The following is a 19,663-nucleotide window of genomic DNA, read 5'->3' as shown; positions in this document are numbered from 1 at the left end:
GGGGCGCCCCTTCCTCAGGCCTTACCCGTCGGTGGGCTCCCGATAGGTTTCCAGACGGCGCAGCCAACCCGGCAACCAGCGTTCCCGCTCTATGGCCTGCTCTGCCAGCTCGGCGCGCCGGGTAAGCACCCGGCCCGCGGCCACCCGAAAGCGATCCAGCGGGCGAAGCCCCGGGCTCTTATCCATAGCCTGCAAGACCTGCAACAACCCCCAACCTTCGCCCTCATAGCGCTCCGTTTCTGAAAGCCCTTCGCCCTTGAAGTTGACGTAGTCCATCAACGCGTAGACACCACCGGGCGTTTGCCCAAGCTGCCACAAGCGTTCCCGAATAACCGGCCGCTGCGCTTCGGGCGCGGCATTAACCACCGTTTCCAGGGAGCGGGCGGCGCGTTCCTGGATAAAGCGCACCTGATAACCGCGGGTTTCATAAAGGAGTGCCCGCAGCGCCTTTACCTCATCGGTCGCACTCGAACTACTGAGAAAACCGGCACGGTCTGGCCAGGGCGCGCCTTGGGTGCGGGCGTCTTCCAGCCAGCCGGGAAGCTGCACACCGCGATCAACCATAAAGTCCAGAAGCGCCGGGAAACTCTCGGTAAAACGTCCGCTTTCGCCCTCCGGATACCAGATAAAGTGGCCAATCCCCAACGAAGGAAACGCTTCGCCCTCATTCCAGTGCACCAGGCATTCATGCCGCCCGGCACATTCGTTTCGGAAAATTCGTTCTCCAACCCAGGCCAGCTCTTCGGCCGTCAACGTCATGGCCTGTGCCTGCTCCAGCACCTGGCCCGACACTCGCAGCAACCGCCCATCGGCTGAGTCGGTCAAGAGATACAGGGCGCCGTCGGGCCCTTGCCGCACATCGCGGATACGCTCACCAAGCTCAGAAAACAGGCGCTCGCTTTCCACAACCCGGCCCTCGCTGAGAACAACCCGATGCACACTCTTATTGGCCAGGGCGCCGACAAACAGGTTGCCTCGCCAATGGGGGAACTGATGGCCGTCATACAATGTCAGGCCCGATGGTGCGATGGACGGCGTCCATGACCACAGGGGTTGCTCGGTACCCTCATATCGTTTGAATGGCGTTACCATAGCACCGGTATAGTCACGGCCATCGGTGGCCAACGGCCAGCCGTAATTGCGCCCGGCCTGGATCAGGTTGATCTCGTCACCGCCACGGGGGCCGTGTTCGTGAGCGATGACCCGGTCATTACCGGCATCGTAGACCAGCCCCTGAACATTTCGATGCCCCAGGCTGAAGATCTCCGGCAGAGCGCCGTCCACCTGTACGAACGGATTATCCGCCGGAATGGAACCGTCCGGATTCAGTCGCACGATGGTGCCCAGATGGCTGGACAGTTTCTGTGCTTCCTCCCGGAAATCGAAGCCATCCCCCAGGGTTACCAGCAAGGTGCCGTCGGCCAGCCAGGCCATGCGCCCACCGTAATGGGCATCACCATATTTACCCGGCCTGGCCCTGAAGATTTCCCGCACTTGCATCAGTTCGCTTCCGACAAGCTGGCCACGGGCGACGCACAGATGATTTTCCCGAACCGTGCCACAGGCATAGGCGAGGAACACACCACGACGGCGATCATCCCCCGCCCTGCCATCAAAGCCGGGCTCGAGTAGCACATCAAACAATCCGGCCTGGCCGGAGGCGAATACGTCCGGGACACCCGACACCTGCACCTGATGCCCATCCGGCGACACTTTTTTCAGTTCTCCAGCGCGCTCGGTCACCAGAAAATCACCCCCTGGCAGGAATGCCAACGACCACGGGTGATCAAGCCCTTCAGCGACCACGTCTATCCGATAATCGGCCGCTTCCTGGGCCAATGTCGGCTCCGGAGCGCCCACGCCGGCCAATACCAAGAAAGGTGCTATCAGACCATGACGGGCCACGGTCATGGTCAATTTGCCCGTCAGTTGCGCAAACACCCATCCCGCTACCGCTGCGGTCCCCAGCATCGCCAACAGCCCGGGCAGGGTTCGGGTTGCTGCGATCAGTGTCGGCATGGGCGCCAACACATCAACCAGGGCCAGCGTTGCCCACAACGCAAGAGCTCCACCAAGGGCATACCAGAAATCCCGGTAGGGCCAGCCCAACAACCGGAGCAATCCCGCAGTTACCAGGAAGCCCGGAACCAATGCAGCGGCCAGCAGCACCCCATAGACGGGCGCGAACCCAACCAGGTCCTGCCCCATGACAACGAGGCGATCCACCAGGCTGAACGAGGCCCCAAGGGCCGACAACGCCGACAGGTTGAACTGAGTCTGCACCAGACTGCCGAGAAACGCGCCGCACACCACCGCGATGGCTCCCGCAATTACGATTTGGACACTTTTTTTCATTCCCCTGCGCTTCCCGTAGTGATGATTTTCTGACAAAGGCTCTGATAACGAAGGAATTTTCAGAAACTTCCCGGCCATCTGATCCGTTACCTTAGCAAGCTCCAGCGGTTGAAGCACAAGCCTCTTGCCTCATACTGTTCATATAACGCAACTGACACGAGTGAACCCTATGACAGGGAACCGGGCTTCTCTTGCAGCCTGTTTCATACGCACCTTCTTCCTTGCCTGGATCTGGCTGGCAGTGATTCGCGGCCTGCTGATCATTCAAAGCGGGGTACTCCCGAGCCTGCCCGGTACCCTGGGCGGCGACGTTGCCGGGGCTTTTTTGCTGGCCGTATTCCTGCATCTATCCGTTGGCGTTGTCCGCGCCCTGTTGATCACCGCCCTGGGCGTCGCACTCTATGTGGCCGGCATGCACCTGACAGCCCATGGCACGCTTTTCCAACTGGCCTTCGCCGGCAAGGGTATGGACAGTACGTTCATTACCGGCAGCCTGCTCAACATCTATCTGATAACCCTCCCGGGCTACCTCATGCTGGCCTGGCTGTTGCACTGGCTGCATCGAAAATGGGCGCCCACCACAGAGCGTGCGCCAGTCCTGCTTATCAGTTCCGCCGTTCTGGTCACCGGCCTCTACACTCTGTCGTTTCCGAGCCTGACGACACCCGCCAATAATGTGGTGGCCAGCACCGTCGCCCAGGTTCCAGGTGCGTTGCTCAATCCGGTTGGCACTGCTATCGGTGACGAAACCACTGAACTCAGTGAGCAACTGGACAGACGAACAAACTTTTTCCACCAACAAACCAGCAACTTTCAGAATCCCGAGCCACCCAATGTTCTGTTGATCATGATCGAGGGGCTGTCCGGAGGCTACCTGCCGAAAATCAGCCAATATCACAACCTTCAGCCCATCGTCTCTCTCGACACTCTGGAGGCGACGTTCGACGCCTTCGGTTTCCGGGTCTACAACAACGTGCTGAGCATGGAACGGCAGACGGATCGCGGCACCTTTGCCCTGGTGTGCGGGCGCTACCCCGACTTGCGCCGGCCATCGGAGAAGATGTTGGCCGTCGCGGAAGACAAAGCCAATCCCGACTGCCTTCCGGGGAAGCTGAAAGATCAGGGCTACACCACCGCTTACTGGCAAGCTGCGCCAATCGAATACATGAAAAAAGATCAGTTCATGCCCCGGGCGGGCTATGAGAACGTTACCGGCGCAGAGGCATTTGGTCACGCGCAGGAACAGGATGGCTGGGGACCGCCAGACCCGACGTTCTTCCCGGACATTGCTGAACGCCTGAGTGAACTGGATAGCCAACCCGGCCCCTGGTTTGTCACAACCCTGAATGTCGGCACCCACCATCCGTTCAACATCGGACCAGAAGCCGAACAGGAACTGGAAGCCGAGCAGGCCAACCAATCTCCTGCTGAAGAAACAACGGGGCTCCCTGCCACCCAGATGGCTCGCAAAAAGGCCATGGTGGTCATGGCCAACTCCCTAGAACGCTTTCTGACACAGCTTGAGCAGGAAGGACTGCTAGACAACACTCTGGTGATTGTCACATCCGATGAATCCGGCGGCTTTGTTCGCGACGACCATGAGACCTTGCCGCTGAACAGCAACCTCGGCGTGCTGGCCATACGCTCGCCGGGCCGGCCAGACCTCAGTGAATTCGCACCGGAAAACCGGATTGTTGCCCAGTTCGACATCCCGATGACCATTCTGGATGCTACGGGCAACGGCCACCTGGCCGGGGACATGCTTGGCCGAAGCCTGCTGTCTGAGCCGACGGAGCCTGCTCGCGACCTGATGCTGGCCGACACCTACACCGGCATGAAGTACTTTCTCCGGGAATCCGGCACCCTGCTCGCCTGTACCGAATTGACTACCCGCTGCAGCAACTGGGCGTTCGATCCAGACAGACTGTTCGGAAGCCTGCAACAAACCGAAGACGAACCCTTCCTGTCCTTCGATGAGCGCCTGGCACTGCTGGAGAAAGCCACACTGCTGACCCAGGAAGGCGAATAACGTGCTACCCCTGCTAAGACAAGGCTTGGCCCTGTTCCGCCACCATCATCGGTCATTGCTTGCGCTCTACCTGACCTTCACCGGTTTATCCATCGCGGTATTTACACCGCTGATTACTGCCGCGGTGTCTCTGCTCAGGCCACTCACCGGTGACGCGGCCATCACAACCGGTGGCCTGCTGGACTTTCTGGCATCGCCGGGCGGCGTGCTCTGGCTGCTGGTAACCCTGTTACTTGCAGCGGTACTGATCGTCCTCCAACTGGCCGGGGTTACTTTGATCGCCGCCCAGACTGGCAATCACACCTCGAGGGCAGCCATCCGTGCCTTGGTGGGGATTGGTCGGCGCTTGCCGCAACTGGCTCTACTGGCCATCATTCAAACCCTGGCGCATTTGTTGATTGCCTTGCCATTTCTGGCGGCCATGGGCTTCGCCGCACATCTGTTGCTCAACAACTTCGACCCTTACCTGCTAAACCTTGAGCGCCCACCGATTCTCTGGTGGTTCCTTGGCTTCTGTCTGGTCATGCTGGGTGCCATTGTGGTGGCCAACGGCACCCTGTTTCTCCGCTGGATTCTTTCCATCCCGGCCCTGATGCTGGACCAACAAACACCGATGGCGGCCCTTCAACAGAGTGCCCGCGACACCCGCGGCGCTCATCGCGAAACGGTCGGTCTCCTGTCGCTTGGTATTGTCGCGGTGCTGGCCATGCCGGCCGTGGTAACGCTGGTGTTTGATTTGCTGGCGGCCAGTGTGTTCAGGGTTGTGCCAGCGAAAGCCAGTATCCTCTTGCCCGTGGTTATCCTGTTGGTGGGGAGCTACCTTCTCGTCAGTCTTGCCCTTACCTTCCTGGCCAGCTCGGCACTGGGCACCCTCATCGTCGCCCGCTACAAAGCAATACCCGGGCGCAAGCTGCAATGGCAGCAGCCGTCTCCGGACCGACAGGATGCAAAAACCGGGCGCCGGCTTTGGCTGCTCGAGGTCGTGATCATCGCGCTGGTACTGACCCAAAGCGTCCAAGTGGTCAACTCGCTGAACCAGCAAGACAAAGCGACCATAACGGCCCACCGTGGCAGCGCCTTCAAAGCTCCGGAAAATACTCTCAGCGCCATACACCAAGCTGTAGAGGACGGTGCCGACTACGTTGAAATTGATGTCCAACTGACCGCAGACGGCGTACCAGTGCTCTGGCACGACCAGGATATGGCGAGGATATTCGGAAAGCCGGAACGGATTGGCGATGTCCGGTATGACGACATCCATCATCTGGATGCCGGCTCATGGTTTGGTGATCACTTTGCCCATGAGCGTATCGCAACGCTGGAGCAAGCGGTCAAGGCCACCCGTGGCCAGGCCCGACTGTTTGTTGACCTGAAACCGAACCGCAACGAGCGGGCACTGGTAACCGCCGTTGTCCAGACCCTGCAAGAAAATAATGCCGTGGAAGGCACTATCATTGCAGCAGCTGACTGGCCCAGCCTGGAACTGGCAAAGCAAATGGAACCGGGCCTGAAAACCGCGTTGCTGGCACAGTTCGTGGTAGGCCCCTTGTGGCAGGATCGTTACGACATTCTGGCGCTGCGCCTGAACCGGGCCACCCCGGCAGCGGTCGCCAGGGCGCACAAGGCGGGCAATGAGCTGCATGTGTGGACTGTCAATCAACCGTCCGACATGGCACGCTTTCTCGATATGGGCGTTGATAATATCATTACCGACCGCCCGGATGTGCTGGCTGAGCTGATGGCAGAGCGCGCGGCGCTCAGCGATGGTGAGCGCCTGGCAATGCAGATCCGCAACTGGCTGAGGTAGACCGCAGCAGGCCCAAAGGCGGTTTACTGCTCCACAAACGCCCGTTCAATAACGTAGTGGCCCATGTCGCCGCCGCGAGCCTCACGGAAGCCCATGTTATTGAGAATGCTGCAGGTGTCCTTGAGCATGCTCGGGCTGCCGCAAATCATGAAGCGATCCTGCTCCACATCAAAATCGGGCAAACCGAGATCACGGGTGATCTTGCCAGTCTCCATGGCATCGGTCAGGCGACCCTGGTTGCGGAAGGGCTCACGGGTGACCGTCGGGTAGTACAGCAATTTGCCGTGCACCATCTCACCGAAAAACTCGTTTTCCGGCAGGTCCTGGATATCCTGCTGGTAAGCCAGCTCAGACACATACCGTACCCCGTGGGTCAGGATGACCTTGTCGTAGGCTTCATACACCTCAGGGTCTTTGATAATACTCATGAACGGCGCAAGCCCGGTGCCGGTGCTGATCAGCCAGAGATTGCGTCCCGGCAACAGGTTATCCAGCACCAGGGTGCCGGTGGGCTTACGACTGACCAGAATTTCATCCCCCACCTGAATCTTCTGCAGTCGTGACGTCAGTGGGCCGTCCGGAACCTTGATCGAGAAAAACTCAAGCTCTTCCTCATAGTTGGCGCTGGCGATACTGTAGGCCCGCATAAGCGGCTTGCCGTCTGTTTCCAGACCAATCATGACAAAGTGCCCGTTCTTGAAACGGAACCCCGGGTCCCGGCTGGTCTTGAAACTGAACAGAGTATCGTTCCAGTGGTGAACGCTGGTGACCGTTTCTTTCATCAGATTACTCATGGCAGCCTCGTTGTTGCGACTTCATACAGGTTATATGGGAATTCAATGGGTAAAGTTTAACCCGACAGGTTAAATCGACAAAACAGGCAATACTCATATATGTGTTCGATTTTATAGATATACATCGATAACAAACTGACCGGGGTCATGGTCTTCAGGTTACTCCTGAACTAGCCTGAAAGAAATTGGTCCCAGAACAAACAACCACCAGGGAGAACACCATGCTCGATCACCTGATTCTGACCGTGGACTACACCAAGGAATGGGAACAGGCTATGGAACAGCTGCCAGCTTTGCTCAAACTCCTGGGCACCCGGAAGATTACGCTCACCTATGTCCTGCAGACCCATAAACGACTGCATCCGGACGACACCGAAGGCTCGGCTACAGAACGGTTACGGAGGATCGGGGAACACCTCAAGAACAGCCTGGGCATAGAAACCGCCACCCACGTTTCCAAGGGTTTTGTTGCCCAGGAAGTCCAGGCTCTGGCCAAGAAACTCAACGCCGACGGCGTCGTAGCGTGCAACCGCAGCCATCGGGCAGCCAAGGAACTGTTCTTCGGAAACACCGCCCTGAACCTCGCCCGAATGACCAAAGTTCCGCTCTTGATCATTCCGGTCCAGGACGAGCCACCGGCGGCCGAAGAGGAGATTTTGCTTGCCACCGATGGATCAAAGGCGTCATTCAATGCCCAGGCAGTCTTTGAAAAGCTCATGGCCAACCAGCGCACCGGGCGCGTGGTATGGGCACATTCCGAGGAGCCGGAACAATCTGATGAAGCCACGGAACAGAGGATCAATGAACTGGCAGAGCGTCACCCAAACGTACACCGGAATATCCTGACCGGCCGGCCGGTGGACCAGATCCTGAAAACCATCAATGACACCCGCCCCCTGTTGACCATTATGGGGAAACGGGGCTCAACACCCATTCAGGAGATCATGATCGGCAGTACCACGGAACATGTGGCGGCCGGCAGCCCCTACCCGGTACTGATGATCCCCTGAACCGGCCATCACGGTTGTGTTGGCGGCAGTGACCGGCTAACGTATCGATCAGACAGGACATTTTCTTTCATCTATCCGGCCTGATCGATTATGAAGTACAGCTTCCGCCAACTCGAGGTCTTCCTCGCCGCCGCCCATTTCCAGAACATCACCCGGGCGGCGGAATCCCTTGCCATGTCGCAATCCGCGGCCAGCAGTGCCCTCAAGGAGCTGGAATCCCAGTTCGATATCCAGCTGTTTGACCGGGTGGGCAAACGGCTGCAACTGAATGAGCTGGGCCGACTGTATCGGCCGAAAGCCGAAGCCCTGCTGGCTCAGGCGAGGGAGCTGGAACAGGCCTTCAGCAAACACTCCGAGGTCGGCGCTCTGAAAGTGGGTGCCACACTCACTATCGGCAATTACCTGGCGGTAGGCGTGATGGCCGAGTACATGAGCTCGCCAAACCACCCGAAAGTCTCTCTGGAAGTTGCCAACACCAGCACCATTGCAAGACGGGTTCGAGACTTTGAACTCGATATCGGTTTGATCGAGGGCGAACTGCAGGCGTCGGAGCTGGAAGTGATTCCCTGGCGAGAAGACCGGCTGGTGGCCTTCTGCTCCCCTGACCACCCGCTGGCCGGCAAGGGCGAACTGACCGACGACGATCTGCGCGCCGCCACCTGGATTCTCCGGGAACAGGGCTCCGGCACCCGCCAGAGCTTCGAACGGGGCATGCACGGGCTACTGCCAGACCTGAACGTGCTACTGGAACTGGAACACACCGAGGCCATCAAGCGGGCAGTAGAAGCCAACCTGGGCATCGGCTGCCTGTCAGAGGTGGTCCTGGCCGACGCCTTCAAACGCGGCAGCCTGGTGCCCCTGGCCATCCCTCACCGCCAGTTCGACCGGCACTTCTACTTCATCCTGCACAAGCAGAAATACCGAAGTGCGGGGATTGCCCGGTGGATGACGCTGTGTGAGGAGCTTTAGAGATTTTTTTTCTCTTTTGTCCGTGAGCGTCTGTGAATGTCCGTGGCGAAGAGTCAGTAAGCGAGAGGCCCACTGTGAAACCGGAATTCCGTATCCGGCTCTTCAATCAGCTTCTGCTCGATGGCCATAAACTCCGCCACCCGATCTTGCACCGGGCCACCGTTGGCCCGCTGTGCCAGCACCAGATAATCCTGGTAATGCCGCGCTTCAGATTTCAGCAAACTGTTGTAGAACTCCGCCAGCTTGTCATCAAGGTGCGGCGCCAGGGCGGCAAAGCGTTCACAGGATCTCGCCTCGATGATGGCGCCTACAATCAACACATCCACCAAGCGGCCAGGGTCATCATTGCGAACGGCTTCACGCAGGCCTGCAGCGTAACGGGCCGGCGAAAGATGTGAATAAATCACCCCCCGCTTCTTCATGATCGCCAGCACCTGCTCAAAATGCCGCAATTCCTCCCGGGCCAGGCGGGACATCTTGTTGAGCAGATCGGTGTTGTCCACATAGCGGTACATCAGGCTCAGCGCGGTGGAGGCCGCTTTCTTCTCGCAGTGGGCGTGGTCAATCAGCATCACATCCTGATTGGCCAGCGCATTCTCAATCCACTGTACCGGCGTGCGGCAGGGCAAAAATTCGTGTATCTCTTTCAAGGCGTCATTCATGGCTTCAGCAGCAGTCTGATTCATCAAGCGCGGCAGTATAGCGCAGCTAGCAGATCTCTCCGACCTCTGTCCAACTTAACTTTATAAGGGGTTTCCTATAGAATGCAGCGCCAGATCAAGGAGTCTCTGAATAAATCCTGAAACCCCATCGGTGATTTGAGGCGTTATTCAGAGGCTCCTGCGGCCTTTTCGCCAAAAAACCTCCCGCCAGGCAAGCTTGCCTCCGGCGCGGGACATTCCAACTGATGAGGGTCCATATCGTGTTAGAAGCCTACCGTGAACACGTTGCCGAACGTGAAGCCCTGGGTATCCCACCCAAGCCCCTGAACCCCGAGCAGACTGCTGGTCTGATCGAGCTGCTGAAAAACCCGCCGGCCGGCGAAGAAGCCACCCTGGTTGACCTGTTGGAAAACCGCGTACCACCGGGCGTGGACGAAGCAGCTTACGTTAAAGCTGCGTTCCTGACCGCGATTGTTAAGGGTGAAGCAACGTCTCCTCTGATCGACAAAAAGAAAGCTGTGCAGCTGCTGGGCATGATGCAGGGCGGCTACAACATCGCGACTCTGGTTGACCTTCTGGACGACAGCGAACTGGCCGAGCTGGCCGGTGAAGAACTCAAGCACACCCTGCTGATGTTCGACGCGTTCAACGACGTTAAAGAAAAGATGGACGCTGGCAACGCCGTTGCCAAGTCTGTGGTTGAGTCCTGGGCCAACGCCGAGTGGTTCACCAAGAAGAACAAGGTTCCCGAAAGCACCAAGATGGTGGTGTTCAAGGTAACTGGCGAAACCAACACCGACGACCTGTCTCCGGCTCCGGATGCCTGGTCCCGTCCGGACATCCCACTGCACGCCCGCGCCGCTTACAAGATGGAGCGCGACGGCCTGAAGCCCGAAGAGCCCGGCGTAACCGGCCCGATGAGCCAGATCGACGAAATCAAATCCCGCGGCCTGCCGGTTGCTTTCGTCGGTGACGTAGTCGGTACCGGCTCTTCCCGTAAGTCTGCCACCAACTCCGTTCTGTGGTTCTTCGGTGACGACATCCCGGGCGTGCCGAACAAGCGTGCCGGCGGTGTGTGTATCGGTAACAAGGTTGCCCCGATCTTCTTCAACACCATGGAAGACGCTGGCGCCCTGGTATTCGAAGCACCGGTCGACAACATGAACATGGGCGATGTGATTGAAATCCGCCCGTACGAAGGCAAGATCCTGAACGAAGCCGGTGACACCATCTCCGAGTTCAAGTTCAAGTCTGACGTGATCCTGGACGAAGTTCAGGCTGGCGGCCGTATCCCGCTGATCATCGGCCGTGGCCTGACCGCCAAGGCCCGTACCGCACTGGGCATGGGCGCAACTGATCTGTTCCGTCTGCCAAAAGATCCGGAAGCCGGCACCAAGGGCTTCACCCTGGGCCAGAAGATGGTCGGCAAGGCCTGCGGCCTGGAAGAAGGCCAGGGCGTGCGCCCGGGTACCTACTGCGAGCCGCACATGACCACCGTTGGTTCCCAGGACACCACCGGCCCGATGACCCGTGACGAGCTGAAAGACTTGGCGTGTCTGGGCTTCCAGGCTGACCTGGTGATGCAGTCGTTCTGTCACACCGCCGCTTATCCGAAGCCGGTAGACGTAGAAATGCAGCACACCATGCCGGACTTCATCCGCACCCGTGGCGGTGTTTCCCTGCGTCCGGGCGACGGTATCATCCACTCCTGGCTGAACCGCATGCTGCTGCCGGACACCGTAGGTACCGGTGGTGACTCCCACACCCGTTTCCCGATGGGCATTTCCTTCCCGGCCGGTTCTGGTCTGGTTGCGTTTGCTGCTGCCACCGGCGTTATGCCGCTGGACATGCCGGAATCGGTTCTGGTTCGCTTCAAAGGCGAAATGCAGCCGGGCATCACCCTGCGTGACCTGGTACACGCCATTCCGCTGTACGGCATCAAGCAAGGCATGCTGACCGTTGAGAAGAAGGGCAAGATCAACGAATTCTCCGGTCGTATCCTGGAAATCGAAGGTCTGGAGCACCTGACCGTTGAGCAGGCGTTCGAACTGTCTGACGCTTCCGCTGAGCGCTCTGCAGCCGGTTGTACCATCAACCTGTCTGAAGAGTCCGTGGCCGAGTACCTGCGCTCCAACATCACTATGCTGCGCTGGATGATTGCCGAAGGTTACGGCGATCCGCGCACCCTGGAGCGTCGTGCCCAGCAGATGGAAGAATGGCTGGCCAATCCGAAGCTGATGCGTGCTGACAAAGACGCCGAATACGCTCACGTGGTTGAGATCGACCTGGCCGACATCAAAGAGCCGATCGTTTGCTGCCCGAACGACCCGGACGATGCCAAGTTCCTGTCCGAAGTGGCTGGCGACAAGGTGGACGAAGTGTTCATCGGCTCCTGCATGACCAACATCGGTCACTTCCGTGCCGCCGGCAAACTGCTTGAGCAGCACAAAGGCCCCCTGAGCACCCGTCTGTGGATGTCTCCGCCCACCAAGATGGACCAGGCCCAGCTGATGGAAGAAGGCTACTTCAACACTTACGGCACCGCCGGTGTTCGCACCGAGATGCCGGGCTGTTCCCTGTGCATGGGTAACCAGGCACGTGTAGCGCCGAAGTCGACTGTTCTGTCTACCTCTACCCGTAACTTCCCGAACCGTCTGGGTGATGGTGCCAACGTGTACCTGACCTCTGCGGAACTGGCAGCTGTGGGCGCGGTACTGGGCAAGCTCCCGACTCCGGCGGAGTACATGGAGTACGCCAAGGACCTGAACAGCATGTCCAAAGAGATCTACAAGTATCTCAACTTCGACCAGATGGACGAGTACACCAAGAAGGCGTCTGAGGCTTCTGTAGCCTGAGACCCTCCGAGGTAACTTACCTCTGATCTGAAAACGCCAGCCTTCGGGCTGGCGTTTTTTTGTGTCTCTAGTTTGGAGTTGGCTGTCTCTGGCATTCAGGTTTCGGAGTGTGCTGGCCGCGAGGTGGGGGAGTCTTTTCTTCCGGGAAAAACAACTCGCTTCGCTCAAACATCTTTTTCCCTGCAGAAAAGACTCCCCCACCCCGCCGCCAGCGCTGAACCATGTGCAGTTTTCAGGTACAAAAAAAGGGCTCCCCGCAGGGAGCCCTTATCAGATCACTGAATAGTATCAGTGACTGCTGTTACCGCTCGATATGCTGGTACTCTCCAGCATCGCTGGTAGCCAGGGTGACTACTACGATAGCGATGAAGGCGGCGATGAAGCCTGGGATGATTTCATAGACGCCCGGGCCACCCATGAAGCTGCCGTTCCAGCCCAGAGCAATCCACGCCATTACCGTGACAGCACCCACGATCAGACCAGCAAGTGCACCGGCACCGTTGGTACGTGACCAGGTCAGGCCGAGAATGATCAGCGGGCCGAAGGCGGCACCAAAGCCTGCCCAGGCGTTACTGACCAACGCCAGAACCTGAGAGTTGGGATCAGAAGCAATGAGCGCTGCAACCAGACCCACCGCAACAACACAGGCACGGCCGATGTTCACACACTCCTTGTCGGAAGCCTCTTTACGCAGGAACAGGCGGTAGAAATCCTCGGTCAGGGATGAGGAAGCCACCAACAGCTGACTGGAGATGGTACTCATAACCGCTGCCAGCAGAGCCGCATACAGGAAACCGGTGATCAACGGGTGGAACAGCAGGTCCGCCAGGATGATGAAAATGGTTTCCGGGTCCGCCACGTCCATACCGTTACGGATAGCATAGGCCCGACCGAAAACGCCCAGGGAGATGGCGCCAATCAGGGAGATGGCCATCCAGGACATGCCGATGTTACGGGCCACAGACACTTCGTGCACGGTGCGGATCGCCATGAAACGCACAATGATGTGCGGCTGGCCGAAGTAACCCAGACCCCAGGCTACGGCCGAGAGCCAACCAATCAGTGTCAATCCTTCGGTCCACGATAGCAACGTTGGGTCAACGCTGTTCAGGGTTTGAGACGCCTGAGCGAAACCGCCGCCGCCTTCACCAAACAATACCACTGCCGGCATCAACACCAGAGCCAGCATCATGATGCAGCCCTGTACAAAGTCGGTCATGCTCACCGCCAGGAAGCCGCCAACCACGGTGTACGCCAGAACCACACCCAATGTGATCACGATGCCCACGCCGTAGTCGCTTAACCCGCCGAAATTAAAGATGCCCGCAAAAGCACTTTCGAACAGCTTACCGCCGGCAACCAAGCCGGAGGAGGTGTAAACCGCGAAGAAAACAACAATAACAATCGCCGATACCGTGCGCAGCGGCAATGCTTTGGTTGGAAATCGGTTGGCCAGGAAGGCCGGTATGGTCAGGGCATTACCGTAGTGAACAGTTTGTTCACGCAATCTGGGTGCAACAATCACCCAGTTGATGAACGCGCCCACAAACAGGCCGATACCGATCCAGGCGTCCGCCAGGCCGGTAACAAACAACGCCCCGGGCAAGCCCAGAAGCAGCCAGCCACTCATGTCGGAAGCACCGGCCGACAAGGCCGCTACTTTGGGGCTGAGCCCACGTCCACCCAACATATAATCTTCAGCTGTCGCCGAGGCTTTCCGCATGGCGTAAACGCCAATGCCGATCATAATCGCAAAATACGCAAATAGACTGATCCAAACGCCAATAGCCATAAGGCTCCTCCGGTTTATTGAGTCGGACTGAGTCCGCTCTTAAGGCACAGGTACCACATCACTGTTGGTTGACTGGCCGTTGTTCTTGTTTACCCAAAATCCATCCGAATTGGAGCGAGGCAAGCCCCCGCACAGCCACTCCTTCACTATAGTTATTATTCACACCTTTACGACCAGGATTGCCGAGCAAAAAGTGCGATTCTACAGATGCATTAAGTTAGTATTACTACGGACCTACGGCTTACAAAATCCTACGATTCTTTTGCATAATCCTACGGGACTACCGAATTTACCGCCCAGTTCAGGCAACACTTTCATTAATCTGCAATCTGGAGGGTGTTGTGCCCTTGTATTTGCGCAACGCATTGGTCAAGGCACTCTGGGAGGAGAACCCGGTTCGGTAGCTTATTTCCGACACCGAGAGAGACGATGAAGCAAGCAGGTGAGCGGCCTGCTCAAGGCGGGTCTGCAGCAGAAACTGATGAGGGGTTATGCCCGCCACCTCCCGAAAAACCTCATGGAATCGACTGACACTGAGGCACGCCTCACTGGCCATTTCCTCGACAGTAATTTTTCGATGCAGGTTGGCCAGGATATAACGTCGGATCACCTCTGGGCTGATGCTTGCCCGGCTGGAAGACTGGACCTGACGGTCCACAATGCGGTCCGCCATGCAGTAAAGAATACTCGAAGCCAGATGCTGCTGCAGGGTGAGGTTGTCTGGCGCGCGGTCAAATTCACCGGCGGTAAACTGGACCAGCCCCTGTAACCGGCTGTCCATCTGCAGGGTGCGCGGCTTCTCGAAAAACCGCATCATCCGTTCGTAATCCGCATGGGCCGGCGTATTGATAGCGGGGGTGAGCGGGTCAAGATTGATCACCAGAACGTGGTTCTGATCATCGCCACAGTAATCGTGGCTTGCCTCAGTGGGCACAACACAGGCTTTCCAGGTATCCAGGTGAGCCCCGGTGCCACCGACACTCAACTCAGCCTCTCCCCTCACCCCGATGACAATCTGGTGGTGTTCGTGCCGATGCTGGTGAGCGGCGATGGGAAGCTTGAGAAGTTTTGCGTTGAGCATTAATGCTGCCGGCCGTTAACTGAGAATGTACATCAATTAAAGCAGAACATTACAAAAAGTGCACGAAATCGACGCAACTATGGCCGTACTCCGGTTAATCAGGCGGATTCCGCCATTTTAACCAGGGCAGCCAACAACGCCGACACACTGGCCGATACCTGCTCCAGCGGCAATGCTGCATTAACCACATGGTAGTTGCCAGGCATCGCCGTAGCCCGCGCCAGGTAGGTATCGCGAATGCGCTGGAAAAAGGCCAGGGTTTCCTGTTCAAATCGGTCGAGCTCTCCCCGCTTTTTCGCCCGGGCCATACCGGTTTCCACGGGCGCATCCAGCAGGATGACGTGGTCTGGCCGTACCTCACCCTGAACCAGGGTTTCCAGCAACGCGATACGCTCGGCGGGCACACCCCGGCCGCCGCCCTGATAGGCAAAGGTGGCATCGGTGAAGCGGTCGCACAGTACCCACTGCCCCTTGTTGAGGGCCGGAAGAATCCGGTTATGCAGGTGCTGGGCCCTCGCTGCGAACATCAACAGCAATTCTGTGGTTTCATGAACCGGCTCCTCCCGGGGCGACAACAACAACTCCCGGATGTTTTCCGCCATAGGCGTGCCACCGGGCTCTCGGGTAACGATAAAATCGATGCCGAGGTCCTTGAGGGTGTTCGCAGCGTTTTCCAGTTGTGTGGATTTGCCAACGCCCTCGGTGCCTTCGAAGGTAATAAAACGGCCTCTGTTGTGCATCATTCTTCCCGGCTGTTGTTCAGGGTTCCCGGTGCCGGAAACGAGCGGTAGCCCTCACGGCGATTCAACTGATACTCCCTGACCGCCTTCTGGTGCTCCGCCAGGGTTCGGGAGAACTTGTGGCTACCATCACCACGGGCAACAAAGTAGAGGGTATCGCCGTCCTCCGGATGCAAAGCGGCGTGCACAGAGTCCCGCCCGGGCAGCGCAATCGGTGTGGGCGGAAGACCGTTGATTCGGTAAGTGTTATAGGGGGTGTAGGTCTGAAGGTCGCTGCGGCGAATACGCCCCTGGTACTGGTCCCCCATGCCGTAGATAACGGTGGGATCGGTCTGCAGCCGCATTCCTTTTTGCAGTCGCCGCACAAACACGCCCGCCACTTCCCCACGCTCCCAGGGCACACCAGTTTCCCGCTCAACAATAGAAGCCATGATCAAGGCTTCATAAGGGGTATCGTAGGGCAAACCTTCGGCCCGGCTCTGCCATTCTTCCTCAAGCACGCTCACCATACGATTGTGGGCACGCTTGAGAATATCCAGATCAGACTCACTGGAGCTGAACATGTAGGTATCCGGAAAAAACCAGCCTTCAGGATGCTGATCTTCCGCGCCAACCGCCGCCATGACCTGTTCATCAGTCCAGTCACTGGTGACCTTTTTGAGCCGCTCAGAACGCGCCAGCGCAGCACGCATGTCGCGGAACGTCCAGCCTTCGATAAACTGGACCGACCAAAGCTTTACCTTACCTTCGACCATGGCATCTACCATGGCCACTGGTGTCATGCCGGGCAAGAATTCATAGTCACCCGCCTTGATCCTGGTCTGGTCCGGATAGAGGCGGCCATAGAGCCTGAGCCAGAGCGCATCCGACACATAGCCTTCATTCTCCAGCTGCCGTGCCACCCGGCTGAACCCTGTGCCTGCCGGCACGTTAAACAGCACCGGCTCGTCCAGTGCGACGGGTTGCTTCAGGGTTTGCAAACCCTGCCAGGCCCACAAGCCACCGCCGGCAGCAGCGAGCACGAATACAGCAACAACAACGATCAGTAACTTCTTGAACACGCGAATCAATCCAGTCTTGCCGGTGAACCGACGATTGTCGCAAGTCGCTGGTCAACAGGCAAATCGTGCCCGGCCAGATTGCGAACCGGCACCACCCCGACAACACTGTTGCTGAGCCAAAGCCCCTGACAGCCGCCGCCCAACAGTGTATCAAGCGTCAGTGGCATCTCCCGGAATTCGTGGCCGGCGATTCTCAGCCGGTCAAGCACGTAACGACGCATCACACCCGCAACCGCCAGGGTTGAAGCGGGCGGTGTCAGCCATACGTCTTCAAACAGCATGAACAGATTGGTCCGGGTGCCTTCCACCACATGGCCATCACGATTGCTCATCAGCACTTCAAAGACATCCCCTTGAAGTTCCCTGGCCGCCATCACCTGCTCAAGTCGGTTCAACGACTTGATCCCGGCCAGAAGCGGGTTCACTGTCAGCGGAACACGGGAGAAGTCGGCCACCACACCTTCCGGCCCGGGAACACTGGGGAAAGCGGAATGGGACACAATGAGAGACGGCTTCATGCGGGGCTCCGGGCGGTAGCCCCGCCCACCCGAACCACGGGTGAGGGTCAGCTTGAGCACCCAGTTTAAGGACGGGTACAGGCCGGAATATCGTTCCAGGGCGCGAGCGCAGGCTGCCTCAAGTTCCGGGCGCGCCACCGGGATGGCAAGCCGGCCGGCATCACGGACCATCCGGTCAAGATGATAACCCAGCAGGCTGGCCTTACCGCCCATGATGGCAATGGTCTCGAACAGACCATCGCCGTAGGCAAGGCCCCGGTCTCCCGGTGGAACACCACCGTCTTCAGCCCAATACAGATCAAACACAGTAGGGTCAGTCTTCGTAACGACTTACAATCAGCGTGCCGTTGGTGCCGCCAAAACCGAACGAATTCGACAGAGCAATCCGGACGTCCGCCTCTCGGCTCTTATGCGGCACCAGGTCCAGATCACAGCCCTCGTCTGGCTCGTCCAGATTGATGGTCGGCGGCAAAACCCCGTCACGCACGGCCAGTATCGAGAAAATGGCTTCGACAGCGCCAGCGGCCCCCAGCAAGTGGCCGGTCATAGACTTGGTGCTGCTCATGGCAAGCTTGTGTGCGTGCGCACCAAACACCGACTTGACCGCTGCCACTTCCGCTACATCCCCGACCTGGGTGGAGGTGCCATGGGCATTGATGTAGTCGACCTGTTCCGGTTGCAGACCTGCGTCACGGATGGCGTTGACCATGGACCGGCCGGCACCTTCGCCACTGGCGGGCGGCGCCGTGATGTGATGAGCATCATCGCTCATACCAAAACCGATCACCTCTCCATAGATGGTGGCTCCGCGAGCGCGAGCATGCTCCAGCTCTTCCAGCACGACCACCCCGGCACCGTCACTCAATACGAAACCGTCACGGCCTTTATCCCACGGACGGCTGGCTTTTTCTGGCTCATCGTTACGGGTTGATAAAGCACGGGCCGACGAAAAGGCCGCCACGCCAGAGCGGGTTGTTGCCATTTCCGAGCCACCAGCCAGCATGACATCCGCATCGCCATAGGCGATGGTCCGGGCAGCGTAGCCAATATTATGGGTACCTGTGGTGCAGGCGGTGACAATGGCAATATTCGGCCCCTTGTACCCAAAGCGAATGGCAGCATTGCCAGAGATCATGTTGATAACCGAGGCGGGCACAAAAAACGGAGACACCTTACGGGGGCCGGATTTCTCCATCTGGATCACGTTCTTCTCGATGTACTCCAGGCCACCGATGCCGGATCCGATGGCAATACCAACCCGCTCCTTGTCGAGATCGCCAAACTGCTCCAGGCCACTGTCGTCCACCGCCTGCTGGGCAGCAATCAGTCCGTAGTGGATAAAGGCATCCAGTTTGCGCGCCTCCTTGCTGGACAGGTAGGGTTCAATATCAAGATCCTTTATCGCACCTCCAATACGGGTGCCATAGTCAGTTGCATCAAACCTATCAATCAGCCCGATACCGCTGCGCCCTGCCCGGATGGCAGCCCATGACGACTGTACATCATTCCCCACCGGAGACAGCATTCCCATGCCCGTGACAACAACCCGTCGTTTACTCATAACCCTGTTCACCCGATTATTCCGTGTAACATCCAAACACTGAGACTTTCGTTCCACCAATAAAAAAGCCGTCCTTCATCAACCCCAAAGGACGGCTTTAGCCTGGCTATCTGATCAGCAGAGTATCAGGTGTGCGCGACGATGTAGTCGATCGCGTCCTGAACCGTGCCCAGCTTTTCGGCCTCTTCATCAGGAATTTCAGTCTCGAATTCCTCTTCCAGGGCCATAACCAGCTCAACAGTGTCCAGTGAGTCAGCGCCAAGATCCTCTACAAAAGAAGATGTGTTCTGAACCTCGGACTCTTTCACGCCCAACTGTTCACAAACAATCTTCTTAACGCGCTCTTCAACTGTACTCATAATGTCCTCACTTTATGTGTCAACCAAGCAACTCTATGGCTGCCAGTTTAGTTTAAACCCTACCTGCAAA

At 58.0% G+C, this 19,663-nt stretch carries 15 protein-coding genes; 5 read left to right on the top strand and 10 right to left on the bottom strand.

Features of this window, described 5'->3' with window-relative positions:
- Positions 1-21 precede the first annotated feature (21 nt).
- A complete protein-coding gene (locus C7H10_RS14860) occupies positions 22-2,355 on the bottom strand; it encodes a PQQ-dependent sugar dehydrogenase (protein ID WP_106695484.1) in 2,334 nt (777 codons plus the stop codon).
- Between the two features lie 169 nt (positions 2,356-2,524).
- Between C7H10_RS14860 and C7H10_RS14855 the strand changes: the two genes are divergently transcribed.
- Both C7H10_RS14855 and C7H10_RS14850 read left to right on the top strand, forming a co-directional pair.
- Entirely contained in the window at positions 2,525-4,384 is a 1,860-nt protein-coding gene (locus C7H10_RS14855; RefSeq protein ID WP_106695483.1) for an LTA synthase family protein, read from the top strand.
- Between the two features lies 1 nt (position 4,385).
- Positions 4,386-6,191, top strand: coding sequence for a glycerophosphodiester phosphodiesterase family protein (locus C7H10_RS14850; protein WP_082780488.1), 1,806 nt, complete (start codon positions 4,386-4,388; stop codon positions 6,189-6,191).
- A gap of 23 nt (positions 6,192-6,214) precedes the next feature.
- Here C7H10_RS14850 and C7H10_RS14845 read toward each other — a convergent pair whose 3' ends face one another.
- Positions 6,215-6,985, bottom strand: a complete 771-nt coding sequence (locus tag C7H10_RS14845) for a ferredoxin--NADP reductase (protein WP_061330955.1) — start codon at positions 6,983-6,985, stop codon at positions 6,215-6,217.
- A 221-nt stretch (positions 6,986-7,206) separates the two neighbouring features.
- Between C7H10_RS14845 and C7H10_RS14840 the strand changes: the two genes are divergently transcribed.
- The gene (locus C7H10_RS14840; RefSeq protein WP_061330954.1) at positions 7,207-7,995 is read left to right on the top strand and encodes a universal stress protein; all 789 of its coding nucleotides are present in this window, start codon (positions 7,207-7,209) and stop codon (positions 7,993-7,995) included.
- A 90-nt stretch (positions 7,996-8,085) separates the two neighbouring features.
- Positions 8,086-8,964, top strand: a complete 879-nt coding sequence (locus C7H10_RS14835) for a LysR family transcriptional regulator (RefSeq protein WP_061330953.1) — start codon at positions 8,086-8,088, stop codon at positions 8,962-8,964.
- 53 nt (positions 8,965-9,017) lie between these two features.
- Here the strand turns inward: C7H10_RS14835 and C7H10_RS14830 are convergent, their stop codons facing one another.
- Positions 9,018-9,626, bottom strand: a complete 609-nt coding sequence (locus tag C7H10_RS14830; protein ID WP_106696011.1) for a MiaE family protein — start codon at positions 9,624-9,626, stop codon at positions 9,018-9,020.
- Positions 9,627-9,886: 260 nt separating this feature from the next.
- Between C7H10_RS14830 and C7H10_RS14825 the strand changes: the two genes are divergently transcribed.
- On the top strand, positions 9,887-12,481 hold the full coding sequence (locus tag C7H10_RS14825) for a bifunctional aconitate hydratase 2/2-methylisocitrate dehydratase (RefSeq protein ID WP_106696010.1): 2,595 nt from the start codon (positions 9,887-9,889) through the stop codon (positions 12,479-12,481).
- Positions 12,482-12,782: 301 nt separating this feature from the next.
- Here C7H10_RS14825 and putP read toward each other — a convergent pair whose 3' ends face one another.
- The 7 genes from putP to acpP all read right to left on the bottom strand — a co-directional run bounded on the left by putP (position 12,783) and on the right by acpP (position 19,593).
- Entirely contained in the window at positions 12,783-14,273 is a 1,491-nt protein-coding gene (putP, locus tag C7H10_RS14820; protein WP_106695482.1) for a sodium/proline symporter PutP, read from the bottom strand.
- Between the two features lie 301 nt (positions 14,274-14,574).
- Positions 14,575-15,354 (bottom strand): AraC family transcriptional regulator, encoded by a 780-nt coding sequence (locus C7H10_RS14815; RefSeq protein WP_061331911.1) that lies wholly within the window; start codon positions 15,352-15,354, stop codon positions 14,575-14,577.
- A gap of 98 nt (positions 15,355-15,452) precedes the next feature.
- Complete coding sequence (tmk, locus tag C7H10_RS14810; protein ID WP_106695481.1) at positions 15,453-16,094, bottom strand: dTMP kinase; 642 nt, start codon at positions 16,092-16,094, stop codon at positions 15,453-15,455.
- Positions 16,094-17,155, bottom strand: coding sequence for an endolytic transglycosylase MltG (gene mltG / locus C7H10_RS14805; protein WP_167392915.1), 1,062 nt, complete (start codon positions 17,153-17,155; stop codon positions 16,094-16,096). Before mltG ends, tmk begins: the two co-directional genes overlap by 1 nt.
- A 5-nt stretch (positions 17,156-17,160) precedes the next feature.
- Entirely contained in the window at positions 17,161-17,979 is an 819-nt protein-coding gene (gene pabC / locus C7H10_RS14800) for an aminodeoxychorismate lyase (protein WP_106695480.1), read from the bottom strand.
- Between the two features lie 7 nt (positions 17,980-17,986).
- A complete protein-coding gene (fabF, locus tag C7H10_RS14795; RefSeq protein ID WP_061331908.1) occupies positions 17,987-19,234 on the bottom strand; it encodes a beta-ketoacyl-ACP synthase II in 1,248 nt (415 codons plus the stop codon).
- 125 nt (positions 19,235-19,359) lie between these two features.
- Positions 19,360-19,593 (bottom strand): acyl carrier protein, encoded by a 234-nt coding sequence (gene acpP / locus C7H10_RS14790; protein ID WP_008938713.1) that lies wholly within the window; start codon positions 19,591-19,593, stop codon positions 19,360-19,362.
- Between the last annotated feature and the right edge of the window lie 70 nt (positions 19,594-19,663).

It is taken from the genome of Marinobacter shengliensis (assembly GCF_003007715.1).
GTDB lineage: Bacteria > Pseudomonadota > Gammaproteobacteria > Pseudomonadales > Oleiphilaceae > Marinobacter > Marinobacter shengliensis.
Note: the sequence above shows the minus strand (reverse complement) of the source record. Positions and strands in the feature narration are given on the sequence as shown.

Excerpts from the sequence above, each read along its gene's own strand:
- C7H10_RS14860 (WP_106695484.1), bottom strand. The coding sequence starts at position 2,355 with ATGAAAAAAAGTGTCCAAATCGTAATTGCGGGAGCCATCGCGGTGGTG.
- C7H10_RS14855 (WP_106695483.1), top strand. The coding sequence starts at position 2,525 with ATGACAGGGAACCGGGCTTCTCTTGCAGCCTGTTTCATACGCACCTTC.
- C7H10_RS14845 (WP_061330955.1), bottom strand. The coding sequence starts at position 6,985 with ATGAGTAATCTGATGAAAGAAACGGTCACCAGCGTTCACCACTGGAAC.
- C7H10_RS14840 (WP_061330954.1), top strand. The coding sequence starts at position 7,207 with ATGCTCGATCACCTGATTCTGACCGTGGACTACACCAAGGAATGGGAA.
- C7H10_RS14835 (WP_061330953.1), top strand. The coding sequence starts at position 8,086 with ATGAAGTACAGCTTCCGCCAACTCGAGGTCTTCCTCGCCGCCGCCCAT.
- C7H10_RS14830 (WP_106696011.1), bottom strand. The coding sequence starts at position 9,626 with ATGAATGACGCCTTGAAAGAGATACACGAATTTTTGCCCTGCCGCACG.
- putP (WP_106695482.1), bottom strand. The coding sequence starts at position 14,273 with ATGGCTATTGGCGTTTGGATCAGTCTATTTGCGTATTTTGCGATTATG.
- C7H10_RS14815 (WP_061331911.1), bottom strand. The coding sequence starts at position 15,354 with ATGCTCAACGCAAAACTTCTCAAGCTTCCCATCGCCGCTCACCAGCAT.
- tmk (WP_106695481.1), bottom strand. The coding sequence starts at position 16,094 with ATGCACAACAGAGGCCGTTTTATTACCTTCGAAGGCACCGAGGGCGTT.
- fabF (WP_061331908.1), bottom strand. The coding sequence starts at position 19,234 with ATGAGTAAACGACGGGTTGTTGTCACGGGCATGGGAATGCTGTCTCCG.
- acpP (WP_008938713.1), bottom strand. The coding sequence starts at position 19,593 with ATGAGTACAGTTGAAGAGCGCGTTAAGAAGATTGTTTGTGAACAGTTG.